The following is a 12,016-nucleotide window of genomic DNA, read 5'->3' as shown; positions in this document are numbered from 1 at the left end:
GTGCTGAGGCACGACTCGTGACGGGGACCCGCCCGGCACGCTGTTACAAGCTAAGGACACCTCGGCTTCGCCTTCGGGTCGCCTCGCCTTCGGCTTCGCTTGGTTTGCCTTGTGCGGCAAGCACAACGCCCCGGTCCGCGTGCGGACCGGGGCGTTGTGTGTGGCGGGGTGGTGCTTGTTAGGCCGGAGTGAAGGCCAGGGCCACGTTGTGGCCGCCGAAGCCGAACGAGTCGTTCACTGCGGCTTCTAGCTTGATCTTGCGGGGTTCGCCTGCGACTACGTCGAGGGTTACTGCGGGGTCGAGGTTCTCCAGGTTGAGCGTTTGGGGAACCACGCCGTCGCGGATCGACAGGACGGTCACGATGGCTTCTACTGCGCCTGCTGCGCCCAGGAGGTGGCCCAGGGCGCCCTTGGGGGCGGTTAGGACCGGGTGGTCGCCGATTGCTTTGCGGATTGCCACGGTTTCTGCGACGTCGCCTACCGGGGTGGAGGTGGCGTGGCAGTTCACGTGGCCCACGTCGGACGGTTCGATGCCGCCTGAGCGCAGGGCCGCTGCGATGGCGCGGGACTGGCCCACGCCTTCGGGGTCTGGTGCGGTGATGTGGTAGCCGTCGGCTGAGGTGCCGATGCCTGCCAGGCGGCCGTAGATCTTGGCGCCTCGGGCTTCGGCGAACTCGCGGCGTTCCAGGACCATGACGCCCGCGCCTTCGCCCAGTACGAAGCCGTCGCGGGCCGTGTCGAACGGGCGCGAGGCTTTTTCTGGTTCGTCGTTGCGGGTGCTCATGGTGCGGGCCTGTGAGAAGCCCGCCACCGGGATTGCCGTGATGCACGCTTCCGCGCCGCCTGCGACGACCACGTCGGCTTCGCCGGACTTGATCATGCGGTAGGCCCAGGCGATGGCCTCTGCGCCTGACGCGCAGGCGGAGACCGGGGCGTGCACGCCTGCTTGGGCCTTGAGTTCCAGGCCCACGTGGGCTGCCGGGCCGTTCGGCATCAGCATCGGGACGGTCAGCGGCGACACCTTGCGCAGGCCGTGCTGTTCCAGGAGGTCGTCCTGGGTCAGCAGGGTGATGGCGCCGCCGATGCCCGTGCCGATGATGACGGCGAGGCGCTGGCGGTCGACGGTGTCGTCGTTGTGCCCGGCGTCGGACCACGCCTGGCGGGACGCCACGATGGCGACCTGCTCGGAGCGGTCCAGGCGCCGCGCTTCCACGCGGGGCAGGACCTCGGTGGGGTCGACTACGAGTTCCGACGCGATTTTGACCGGCAGTTCGTACTTGTCGACCCAGTCGTGGGTCATGGGGCGGACCCCGCTCTTGCCGGCGAGCAGCGCGTCCCACGTCGACATCACGTCACCACCGAGCGGGGTGGTGGCACCCAGCCCGGTGATGACGACGTCGACGTCCGACGTCACTTGTTGCTGGTGATGTAGTTCACCGCGTCACCAACGGTCTTGAGGTTGGCCAGCTCGTCGTCCGGGATCTTCACGCCGAACTTGTCCTCCGCCTGGACGGCGATCTCGACCATCGACAGCGAGTCGATGTCGAGGTCGTCCACGAAGGACTTCTCAGCGGTGACGTCGTCGGCGGCCACACCGGCGACCTCTTCGACGATCTCGGCAAGACCGGACAGGACGTTGTCGCTCACTGAAGTTCCCTTTCGATTGAAACGATGGAAAAACTGGGGGCACTCACGGGCACGTGACCACCTGTCCCGCGTAGGACAGGCCTGCGCCGAACCCGACCATCAGCACCACGTCTCCGCTGGAGATCTCGCCCGCCGCCCGCATGTGATCGAGCGCCAGGGGGATCGAGGCGGAGGAGGTGTTGCCGGATTCGACGATGTCTCGAGCGACCTTCAGGTCCTCCCGCGCACCATTGTTGCGCAGGCGCTTGGCGATCGCCTCGATGATCCGCAAGTTTGCCTGGTGCGGGGCGAACACGTCCACATCGGACAGTTCGACGCCCGCGAGTTCGGCGGCGCGGATCGCGATGGGCGAGATCTGCGTCGTCGCCCAGCGGAAGACCGTCTGGCCTTCCTGGTGGATGAACGAGTCGCGGTCGTCGATCCTGATGACCTCGGACATCGTGCCGTCCGAGCCCCAGGCGACCGGGCCGATCTGGTTCTCGTCGCTGGCGCCGACGACGACGGCACCCGCGCCGTCCGCGAAGATGATCGCGGTCGAGCGGTCGTCGGGGTGGGTCCAGTCGGTGAGCTTCTCCGCGCCGATGACCAGGATGTTCTTCACCGTGCCGCCGCGGACGATGTCCGAGGCGGTGGCGACGGCATAGCAGAAGCCGGCGCACGCCGCGTTCAGGTCGAACGCGGCGGCCGCCGTGATGCCCAGCCTGGTGGCGACCTGGGCCGCGGCGTTCGGGATGGTCGACGGCATGGTGCACGTCGCCACGATCACGCCGCCGATGTCGGCCGGCGTGAGGCCCGCGTCCTCGATCGCCTTGGTGCCCGCGATGACGGACATGTCGACGACGCCCTCGTCCTTCGCCGCCACCCGCCGGTTGACGATGCCGACCCGCTCGCGGATCCACTCGTCCGAGGTGTCCATGCGCTGGGCGAGGTCGTGGTTGCTCACCACCGTCTCGGGCTGATAGCTGCCGAGTCCGATGATGCGGCTCCCGGCAGATGCCTGCGGGGCCTGGAAGGTCGTCACTTAGTAGCTCCAACGGTGTTGAAGAGCTCCGCGACCTTTTCCAGCTGGTCGGGGGTCTTCAGGGCGAGGGTGGCGGTGCCCTTCATCGCACGCTTGGCGAGACCCGTGAGAGCGCCGGCGGGCGGCAGCTCGACCGAGCCGGACACGCCCTTCTCGACGAGCGTCGCCTGGCAGACGTCCCAACGGACCGGGCTGGTGACCTGGGAGACCAGGCGGCGCAGCACCTCGGTGCCCTCGGTGACGACCTGACCGTCCTTGTTGGACAGCAGCGGCATCAACGGGTCGTGCGTGGTGACTTCGGCGGCACGCGCGCGCACCGCGTCTTCTGCGGGCGCCATGTACTTCGTGTGGAACGCACCCGCGACGGCCAGCTTGCGGACCTTCGCCGTGCCCGGAGGGGTCTCCGCGAGCTCGTCGAGAGCGGCACGCGGACCGGCCGCGACGATCTGACCGGCGCCGTTGCGGTTGGCGGGCACGAGACCGAGCTCCTCGAGGCGCGCGAGCACCTCCTGCTCGTCGCCGCCGAGCACCGCGGCCATGCCGGTCGGCTCGAGCGCGCACGCCTGTGCCATCGCGGCACCGCGCACACCGGCCAGGGCGACCGCGTCGTCGGCGCTGATGACGCCCGCGATCGACGCGGCGGCCAGCTCTCCGACCGAGTGACCCGCGACGACGAGGCCGGCGGGCAGTTCGACGCGGCGGCGCAGCTCACCGAACGCGAGCAGCGCGAGGGCCACGACCAGCGGCTGGGTGATCGCGGTGTCGACGATCTCGTCGGCCTCCGCGGTGGTCCCGAGGCGCACGAGGTCGAGGCCCGTGATCTCCGACCACGTGCGGACCTGCTTCTCCGCCCCCTCCAGTTCGAGCCAGGGGGTGAGCATGCCGGGCGTCTGGGACCCTTGTCCGGGCGCGAGGAGTGCGATCACGTGGATTACTAAAGCTGGTGAACCCACCGGTACCCCATGCCGTAAAGAACGAAGTACTGCGATCGTATTTGTAGAGACCCTACAAAAGTGTCGGCAGGGTGAACGTTGCTGGACGTATCCCCAGCTCAGCGCGTGGCCAGGTCGTTTGGCTCTCACCCTAACGGATGTGTGCGAACTCCGTCACAGGCCGTGGGCTACCACAGGCCCCGGGAGCGTGCAAGACGTCCTACAGACAAAGCGACGCGAAGCACAAGCGCGTCTCGAGCGTCATGTGCATTTCTTCCCGTCATTTCCTGAACGCGCCGAAGGCGATATCTGACCGTGTTCGGGTGCACGAACAGTCTTTTCGCGCACGTCTCCAGCACGCCGCCGACCTCCAGGAAGGCGTCCACGGTCTCCAGCAGGGCGCCGCCGGCGTCCTCCAGCGGCCGGGCAACCCTGTCGACCAGCTGCCACTCGGCCTCCGGATCGCCCGCGAGCGCCCGTTCCGGCAGCAGGTCGAGCGAGCGGACGGGCCGGGGCGCGGCGGGCCAGCCCACGACCGCGCGCAGCCCGCTCAACGCGTCGCTGGCGCTGCGATGGGCCTCGGACAGGTTGACGACGGTGGGCCCCGCCACCACAGGTCCCTCGCCGAAGCCCTCGGCGATGCGCCCCAGCACGTCCTCGCCGGTCTCCGTCGGCCCGCCGAGCACGACGACCAGCCGGGAGCCCTGCACGGACAGCAGCACCGGCCGTCCCGCGCGAGCCGCCTTGCTGCGCACCGAGTAGATGATCGTCGGCGGGTCCTCCCCGCCGGGGTTGCCGACCAGCACGGTCGCCTCGATCGCCGGGTCCCAGCCGAGCGCCGCGGCCCTGCTGAGCAACGACTCCTCGGGGTCGCCACGCACGATGCCGTCCACGACCAGCGCTTCCAGCCGGGCGTCCCACGCGCCGCGCGCCTCGGCGGCCGCGGCGTAGGAGGTGGCGGCGGAGAAGGCGATCTCCCGCCCGTACCGCAGCACGCCCTCCATCAGCAGCGCGCGTTCGGCCTCGGTCGCGGCCATCGCCGGCATCTGCTCCTCGAACAGCTCCAGCGCTATCCGGACGAGCTCGACGGTCTGGCGCAGGCTCACCCAGCGGGAGATGTCCTTGGGGGCGGACCGAAAAGCGTCCGCGGTGAGCCGGATCGCCTGCTGCCGGTCGTGCAGCCACTCGACGAACCCCGCCACGCCGTTCTGGATCAACAGCAGCACACTCGCGCGCTGGTCAGCGGGCATCCTGGCGAACCAGGGCAGCCGTCGTTCCATCTCTGCCACGCTCGCGGTGGCGAGCGAGCCGGACGCGCGTTCGATCTTGCGCATCGTGCGGGCCGAGAGGGTGGGCGGGTGCTCCTCCTTCGCCTTGGGGGTGGTCATACCCGCAGCTTAGGCGTTCGAATGGACATCACCGGGACGGGTGACAGAACCCATGCGGGCACATGATCAGCCATACCGTCGGGCGGCAGTGGTCTGTTCGTTCGGCGCGGAGGTTTCGTCTTGCGTAGGTTCCTGGCAATCGTGCTGGCCGCGAGTGCGCTCGCCGCCACGGGCGTGACCGCGTCGGCCGACCCTCCCGACCCGCTCGCCGAGTTCACCGCGCAGCCGGTCAAGTGGGCGCCGTGCAGCGGGAAGCTGGCCGAGCTGGAATGCGCCACGCTCGTCGCGCCGCTCGACTACACCAAACCCGCGGGCGACCGGATCAACCTGATGATCAGCCGCAAGAAGGCGGCGGCGCAGGACCGCAGGCGCGGCGTGCTGTTCACCAATCCGGGTGGACCTGGTGGTTCCGGGCTCGGCCTGCCGCTGTTCCTGGCCAAGTCCGAGCTCACGCAGGTCTACGACGTGATCGGCTTCGATCCGCGCGGTGTCGGTGGTTCGACGGCGCTGAACTGCCGCACCGCACCCGCGATCGCCGCGCCGGAATCCCGTCCCGCGGACGAGGAGTTCGGCAAGTGGGCGGCCGAGGCGCGCGAGGCGGAGGAGGCGTGCCAGAAGTCGGCAGGGGGGATCCGCCAGTTCATCAGCACCGCGAACACCGCGCGGGACATGGACCTCATGCGCGCGGTGCTGGGTGAGCCGAAGATCAACTACTTGGGCTACTCCTACGGCACGTACCTGGGCGCGGTGTACGGGACGTTGTTCCCGAACCGGCTCGACCGCAGCGTGCTCGACTCGGCGGTGCACCCGGAGTGGATCTGGCACGAGCAGTTCCGGCAGCAGGCCGTGGCGTACCGGCAGGACGTCGAGATGTGGGCGACGTGGGTGGGGGAGCGCAACGAGAAGTTCGCGCTGGGCAAGTCGCAGGCGGAGGTGCTGGCCGAGGTGGAGAAGGTCGCCGCGAAGGTGCACGCCACGCCGGTCGGTGAGCACGACCGCTCCTCCTTCGACGGCGCATTGGGTGTGGGCGCCCGCTACCGTCCACTGTGGTCTGACCTGGCGTCGATCGTGATCAAGCTGCGGTCGGGGGAGAAGCCGGAGAACGCCGAGGGCGCCAAGGCCGGGCAGGTGCTCGCGAAGACGAGCCTGCAGGAGCTGCGGTCCGGTGTGTTCGACACGGTCACCTGTGAATCGGCCTGGCCGACCGACCTGCACGTCTACTACGAGGACATGCGCACGTTCCGCGAGCGCTACCCGTACGGCTTCGGCATCGTCCGCGCCGCTCCGATGACGTGCACGTTCCGCTCGTTCACCCCGCCGGAGGAGGCGGTGAAGATCGGCCGCAACGGGTACCCGGTCGGCATCGTCGTGCAGTCCGAAGGGGACACCCAGACCCAGTACGCGGGCGGCCCGGCGATGGCGGCACGGCTGGGGCACAACCTGATCACCGTGGTCGACGAGGGCAAGCACGGCCTCTACAACGGCGGCAACAAGTGCGTCGACGACAAGGTCAACCGGTACCTGATCGACGGGGCGCTGCCGGGCAGCAGTTCCGAGTGCGCGGGCGATTCGCGGCCGGACGTGCCGAAGGACGGTCAGGCAGGGGCGGCGCCGGCGTTGTCGCCGGACCGGATCCAGGGCTACCTCGACGGCAGGGGACTGTCGGCTCGACCGTAGAAATGTGGAAGCGCCCGACACGGAGCGTGGCGGGCGCTTCCCTCTCCCCGGTCCCCACCGGTAGTTCCACTCTGGACTGTATTGAGACAAAAATCCACGTCAGCCACCCTTTCGTGTCACAGTGTCGAAGTTGTGAAGCGGTGTGATCCGCGAAACGATCAACTGGTCGGATCTTCACTCACCGCAACTTTGTTCTAGGAGGGCCCGTGGGCTCGCAAATCACCGAGGGCCTGGGCCAGGCGTGGGCGATGGTCGCCACGTTCGTGCCGAAGCTGCTCGGCTTCCTGCTCGTTCTGGTCATCGGCTGGTTCATCGCCAAGGCGCTCGCCAAGGGCGTGCAGTTCCTGCTCAAGCGCGTCGGCTTCGAGAAGCTCGTCGACAAGTCGGGCCTCAACGGCGCGATGAAGCAGTCGTCGATGGACGCGACCGGCCTGATCGCGAAGATCGTGTACTACTTCGTGCTGCTGATCGCGCTGCAGCTGGCGTTCGGCGTGTTCGGCGCGTCGAACCCCGTCAGCACGCTGCTCAACGAGGTCATCGCGTACCTGCCGCGCATCGTCGTGGCGATGGTGCTCGTGATCGTCGCGTCGGCGATCGGTACGGCGCTCAAGGGCATCGTGACCGGTGCGCTGGGCCAGCGCTCGTACACGAAGATCATGGGCAACATCACCTACGGCTTCGTGATGGCGCTGGGCGTCATCGCGGCGCTCAACCAGCTGGGCATCGCGATCTCGGTGACCATGCCGGTGCTGATCGCCGTGCTCGCCACCGTCGCCGGCGTGATCGTCATCGGTGTGGGTGGCGGCCTGGTCCGCCCGATGCAGCAGCGCTGGGAGGGCTGGCTGAACCGCATGCAGGACGAGGCGGCCGCGGCCCAGTCGCCGATGCCGCGTGCGTCGCAGGAGATGCCCGCGAACGTGGGCGGTCGTGCGGGTGACGCCCCGACGCCGCCGTCGGGCATGCCGATGACCGACAGGTAGTCCCATCTCGGGAGTCGGGGCCCGCGCTGATCACAGCGCGGGCCCCTTCTTCGTTGTTTAGGCAGTTCTCCAGTTGCGGTCCACCACGGACGGCGAACCTCGGTTCCACGTGACAGTCGGTGGAGGAGAAGTTCCATGAAAGCCCTGGTGCTGTCCGGAGGCGCGGGAACACGCCTACGACCATTCAGCTATTCGATGCCGAAACAACTGATCCCGATCGCCAACAAGCCGGTGCTCGAGTACGTGGTGGACAACCTCCGCGAGATCGGGGTCACCGAGATCGGCATCATCGTCGGCGACCGCGCTCACGAGATCTCCGACGTGCTGGGCGACGGGTCCGCGCTGGGGGTCGCGATCACGTACATCCCGCAGGACGCGCCGCTGGGACTCGCGCACTGCGTGAAGATCGCGCGGCCGTTCCTCGGCGACGACGACTTCGTGATGTACCTGGGCGACAACATGCTCATCGAGGGCATCTCCGAGATCGCCGACGAGTTCGCGGCGGTGCGGCCGTCCGCGCAGGTCGTCGTCTACAAGGTGGAGGACCCGCGGGCGTTCGGCGTCGCGGAGGTGGACGAGAACTCGCGCGTGACGCGGCTGGTGGAGAAGCCGCAGGAGCCGCGCAGCGATCTCGCCATGATCGGCGTGTACTTCTTCACCTCGCTCATCCACCGCGCGGTGGACGCCATCGAGCCGTCGTGGCGGGGCGAGCTGGAGATCACCGACGCGTTGCAGTGGCTGGTGACGCACGAGCGCGACGTGCGGGCGCGGATCTACTCGGGGTTCTGGAAGGACACCGGGAAGGTCGAGGACGTGCTGGAGTGCAACCGCGAGGTGCTGATGAGGCTGCGCACGGACATCCAGGGCATCGTCGACGAGGAGAGCACGCTCATCGGGGAGGTCGTGGTCGAGGAGGGCGCGCGCGTCGTGCGGTCGTGCATCGTCGGGCCCGCGATCATCGGCGCGGGAACCCTGGTCGAGGAGTCGATCGTGGGGCCGTACACGGCGATCGGCGCGGACTGCCGGATCACCGAGTCCGGGGTCTCGGACTCGATCGTGCTGTCGGGTGCCTTCGTGCACAACGTTTCCGGCATCGAGACGTCGTTGATCGGACGGAAGGCCCGGGTCGGGTCGGCGAAACAACACCGGCTGGTCGTCGGTGACGACGCACATGTGGAGGTGGCGGCGTGAAGCTGCTGGTCACCGGGGCGGCCGGGTTCATCGGCTCGCACTACGTCCGCACCATGCTCGACGGTGGGTACGCGGGCTACGAGGACGCGCACGTCACCGTGCTGGACAAGCTGACGTACGCGGGAAATCGCTCCAACCTGCCGGCGACGCACCCGCGGATGTCGTTCGTGGAAGGCGACATCTGCGATCTGGAGCTGTTGCTGGAGCTGCTGCCCGGCCACGACGCGGTGGTGCACTTCGCCGCCGAGTCGCATGTGGACCGTTCGCTGACGGCGGCCGCGGACTTCGTGCTCACCAACGTTCTCGGCACGCAGACGTTGCTGGAAGCCTGTCGCCGCACCGGGGTGTCCCGGGTCGTGCACGTGTCCACCGACGAGGTGTACGGGTCGATCGACGAGGGTGCCTGGACGGAGACCTGGCCGCTGCAGCCGAACTCTCCTTACGCCGCCTCGAAGGCGTCCAGTGACCTGATCGCCCGCGCGTACTGGCGGACGCACGGGATGGACGTGTCGATCACGCGCTGCTCGAACAACTACGGGCCGTACCAGCACCCGGAGAAGCTGATCCCGCTGTTCATCACGAACCTGTTCAACGGGCTTCAGGTGCCGGTGTACGGGGACGGCTCGAACGTGCGGGAGTGGCTGCACGTCTCCGACCACTGCCGGGCGATCCAGCTGGTGCTCGCTTCTGGGCGGGCGGGCGAGATCTACAACGTCGGTGGCGGCAACGAGCGCACCAACCTGCAGATCACGCACGCGCTGCTGGACCTGTGCAGTGCGGGACCGGCGTTGATCAAGCGGGTGGCGGACCGGCTCGGGCACGACCAGCGGTACGCGCTGGACGACACGAAGATCCGGTCCGAGCTGGGCTACGAGCCGCTGGTGTCGTTCGAGCAGGGCCTGGCGGACACCGTCGCCTGGTACCGCGACCACCCGGCGTGGTGGAAGCCGTTGCGGGACTTCACGTCCTGATCCAGTCCTGAAGGCGGTCGCACTCCTCGGCGACCGCCTTCTGCCTGCTCTGCGGCAGGTTGTCGAGGTAGTCGACGGTGACTGTTCGGTCTTTGGTGATCGACCAGGTGGCGACGACGTAGCCGTCGACGAGGACCGTCGGTTTGCCGCCGACTACCACGCCGAGGCGGTCGTCCGCGATGACCCTGCGGCGGTCGGCGTGGGCGAGCAGGATGTTGTCGAACTCGGGCAGAAGCCTCACCGGCACCGGGGTCTCCGGGTCTGGGCGCGGGGCGTCGGGGAGGTCGAACAGCTCCTTGCCGGCCTCGTTGCGGAAGGTCACGAGCTGAGGCCTGAGCTGCTCGAAGACCTCGCCGAGCTTGGTGAGGCCGGACCACTGCTGCGCGTCCATCACGGTCGCGGGACCGAACGCCTTGAGATAGCGCAGCACGAGTCGTTCGCGGGGCATCGCGTGCTGTTCCTGGTCGATCCAGGCTTCGAGGGGCGTGCAGATCGCGCGGCCGCTGCGGTGCCACAGTCCGCGCGGCGGGAGCTGGACGAGGGCGAGCTTGTTGCGCAGCGCGTTGCCGAGGACGGTGTGCTCGCGGTCCGGCCACCGTTGCTTGAGCTGCTTGCCCGCTTCGGCGGTGCCCTGCGGTTCGTCCTCAAGGATCTTGCGGCCGGCTTCGGCGACGGCGTCGAGGTCGAGGCCCTGCAGTCGTTTCGCGAACGGGCCGCTCTGCAGCTCGCGGTCGAGCCTGAGCTGCATGTGAGGCCTCAGCGCGAGCGCGTCTGCGGCGCTGACCAGGTGGATCGTGCCGCGCATGAGCAGAACGCGGACGGCCTGCCTGCCGATGAGCAGGTCTTCGAGCTCTTGGGGCTGGAAGTGGTTCAGGCGCGTCCACAGGCCGATGTACGGCGATTTCGGTTCCTGCGCCTGGATGCCGACGAGGCGCTCGATGGTGGCGAACGCGCTGAGGTCAGCGCGCTCGCGCAGCATCTGGCGTTCGATCAGTGCCCGGTTGAGCTGGTCCTGGCCCAGGATCCGGTTTTGCGTCCCCATGGGGACAGGTTAGAACCTGATGAACGCGAAACCGGTGCCGTTCGGACGTTCGCCGTCGTGGACGACGAGCAGGTTGAGCTTGCCGAGGACGATGTCGGCGCCGTCGGAGTGCTCGACGTCGGAGATCCTGAAGTCCTTGAGCGGCTTCATGTCCGCCTTGCGGTACGCCACGAACCGCGAGTCGCCCTGGCTGGACGCGAGCAGCACGTCGTTCGCGATGGTCAGGCCCTCGGCGTCGGCTTCGAGCCACTTGCCGCCGAAGCCGGGGTTCGGGCCGTCCGCCTCGCACTCCTCGGTCTCGGGGTTGAACTTCTGCGGCGCACCCCACGTGCGGACCTTGTCGACCAGCTGCGGCTTGCCGAAGCCGCTGGCGCGCAACGGGATGCGCCAGATGCCGACGTCCTCCTGCGCGGCGTACAGGGTGTTCGTGCGCTCGTCGATCACCATGCCCTCGACCTGCGGGCCCTCGCCGGGCTCGCCGCACACCGTCCACTGCTGGCCGTTCGGCAGGGTGAAGGTGCTCGGAAGGTCCAGAGTGGACACCTTCCTGGTGTCGTAGGCCTTGTCGTCCTTGGCGACCTGCAGGAGCGCGATGCTGGTCTCGTTGCGCCGGCTGGTGACGACCACGTCCTTGCCGTTGACGTGCCCGGCGGCGAGGCCGTAGACGTTGTGCTGGTCGTCGACCTCCTGCTCGGTCTTGCTGAACACCGGCCTGGTGGCGGGGTTCGTGACGTCCTTCACGCCGCGTTCGTCCACTCGGAACACCCGGACGCGGTCACGGCCGCGGTCGCTGACGAACGCGAGGTCGCCGAGGACGTCGACGTTGTTGAACCGGCCGGGCTTCGCGTCCGGCGTGGGTGGCTGGGGCGCCGGGTAGATCCCGATGGTGCGGCCGTTCAGGTCGAACGCCGCCAGGCCGCCTTCCTTGAGCGTGCCCAGGACCACACTGCGTTCGGTGTTGCGCGGGTTCACCCAGATGGCCGGATCGTCCGCGTCCGCGGGCTCCTCGAACGTCTGCGTGATCACCGTCGGTGTGATGACGGGTGTCGCGGGCGCGGTGAGGAACAAAGGCACCAGCGCGAGCGCTAAGGAAGATGACATGGTGGGACCGTAGGAAACACCGGTATACGGCGACTGAACCCCGGGGGAACAAGCCGTGTGGTACGA

11 protein-coding genes are annotated in these 12,016 nt (G+C 68.4%); 4 read left to right on the top strand and 7 right to left on the bottom strand.

Annotation, left to right across the window (positions count from 1 at the left end):
* Nucleotides 1-178 precede the first annotated feature (178 nt).
* From fabF to ACWGE0_RS43175, 5 genes are all read right to left on the bottom strand, one after another.
* Nucleotides 179-1,414, bottom strand: coding sequence for a beta-ketoacyl-ACP synthase II (gene fabF, locus ACWGE0_RS43195; protein WP_319972486.1), 1,236 nt, complete (start codon nt 1,412-1,414; stop codon nt 179-181).
* Nucleotides 1,411-1,647, bottom strand: a complete 237-nt coding sequence (locus tag ACWGE0_RS43190) for an acyl carrier protein (RefSeq protein WP_030465146.1) — start codon at nt 1,645-1,647, stop codon at nt 1,411-1,413. Before ACWGE0_RS43190 ends, fabF begins: the two co-directional genes overlap by 4 nt.
* 43 nt (nt 1,648-1,690) lie before the next feature.
* Complete coding sequence (locus ACWGE0_RS43185; protein ID WP_452266667.1) at nt 1,691-2,668, bottom strand: beta-ketoacyl-ACP synthase III; 978 nt, start codon at nt 2,666-2,668, stop codon at nt 1,691-1,693.
* Nucleotides 2,665-3,594: an ACP S-malonyltransferase gene (locus tag ACWGE0_RS43180; RefSeq protein ID WP_452266666.1), complete on the bottom strand. Its 930-nt coding sequence runs from the start codon at nt 3,592-3,594 to the stop codon at nt 2,665-2,667. Before ACWGE0_RS43180 ends, ACWGE0_RS43185 begins: the two co-directional genes overlap by 4 nt.
* Nucleotides 3,595-3,788: 194 nt before the next feature.
* Nucleotides 3,789-4,988 carry a PucR family transcriptional regulator gene (locus ACWGE0_RS43175; RefSeq protein WP_319972483.1) on the bottom strand — a complete coding sequence of 400 codons (1,200 nt, stop codon included), beginning with the start codon at nt 4,986-4,988 and terminating at the stop codon, nt 3,789-3,791.
* A 120-nt stretch (nt 4,989-5,108) separates the two neighbouring features.
* Here ACWGE0_RS43175 and ACWGE0_RS43170 point away from each other — a divergent pair, with 120 nt between their 5' ends.
* The 4 genes from ACWGE0_RS43170 to rfbB all read left to right on the top strand — a co-directional run bounded on the left by ACWGE0_RS43170 (nt 5,109) and on the right by rfbB (nt 9,807).
* Nucleotides 5,109-6,665, top strand: a complete 1,557-nt coding sequence (locus ACWGE0_RS43170; protein ID WP_452266665.1) for an alpha/beta fold hydrolase — start codon at nt 5,109-5,111, stop codon at nt 6,663-6,665.
* 206 nt (nt 6,666-6,871) lie between these two features.
* Entirely contained in the window at nt 6,872-7,645 is a 774-nt protein-coding gene (locus tag ACWGE0_RS43165; RefSeq protein WP_452266664.1) for a mechanosensitive ion channel family protein, read from the top strand.
* Between the two features lie 135 nt (nt 7,646-7,780).
* Nucleotides 7,781-8,836 (top strand): glucose-1-phosphate thymidylyltransferase, encoded by a 1,056-nt coding sequence (locus tag ACWGE0_RS43160; RefSeq protein WP_452266663.1) that lies wholly within the window; start codon nt 7,781-7,783, stop codon nt 8,834-8,836.
* A complete protein-coding gene (gene rfbB, locus ACWGE0_RS43155) occupies nt 8,833-9,807 on the top strand; it encodes a dTDP-glucose 4,6-dehydratase (protein WP_452266662.1) in 975 nt (324 codons plus the stop codon). Before ACWGE0_RS43160 ends, rfbB begins: the two co-directional genes overlap by 4 nt.
* Here the strand turns inward: rfbB and ACWGE0_RS43150 are convergent.
* Nucleotides 9,797-10,849: a winged helix DNA-binding domain-containing protein gene (locus tag ACWGE0_RS43150; protein WP_452266661.1), complete on the bottom strand. Its 1,053-nt coding sequence runs from the start codon at nt 10,847-10,849 to the stop codon at nt 9,797-9,799. The two genes, rfbB and ACWGE0_RS43150, sit on opposite strands and share 11 nt — an antisense overlap.
* Before the next feature lie 9 nt (nt 10,850-10,858).
* The gene (locus ACWGE0_RS43145; RefSeq protein ID WP_452266660.1) at nt 10,859-11,950 is read right to left on the bottom strand and encodes a phytase; all 1,092 of its coding nucleotides are present in this window, start codon (nt 11,948-11,950) and stop codon (nt 10,859-10,861) included.
* Nucleotides 11,951-12,016: the final 66 nt, after the last annotated feature.

The sequence above is a fragment of the Lentzea sp. NPDC054927 genome (genome assembly GCF_053610285.1).
The sequence above is the reverse complement of the archived record's forward strand: the minus strand, read 5'-3'. Positions and strand labels throughout refer to the sequence as shown.

What these genes read in the sequence shown, in the direction of transcription:
- ACWGE0_RS43175 (WP_319972483.1), bottom strand. Translation starts at nt 4,988, where the DNA reads ATGACCACCCCCAAGGCGAAGGAGGAGCACCCGCCCACCCTCTCGGCC.
- ACWGE0_RS43160 (WP_452266663.1), top strand. Translation starts at nt 7,781, where the DNA reads ATGAAAGCCCTGGTGCTGTCCGGAGGCGCGGGAACACGCCTACGACCA.
- ACWGE0_RS43150 (WP_452266661.1), bottom strand. Translation starts at nt 10,849, where the DNA reads ATGGGGACGCAAAACCGGATCCTGGGCCAGGACCAGCTCAACCGGGCA.
- ACWGE0_RS43145 (WP_452266660.1), bottom strand. Translation starts at nt 11,950, where the DNA reads ATGTCATCTTCCTTAGCGCTCGCGCTGGTGCCTTTGTTCCTCACCGCG.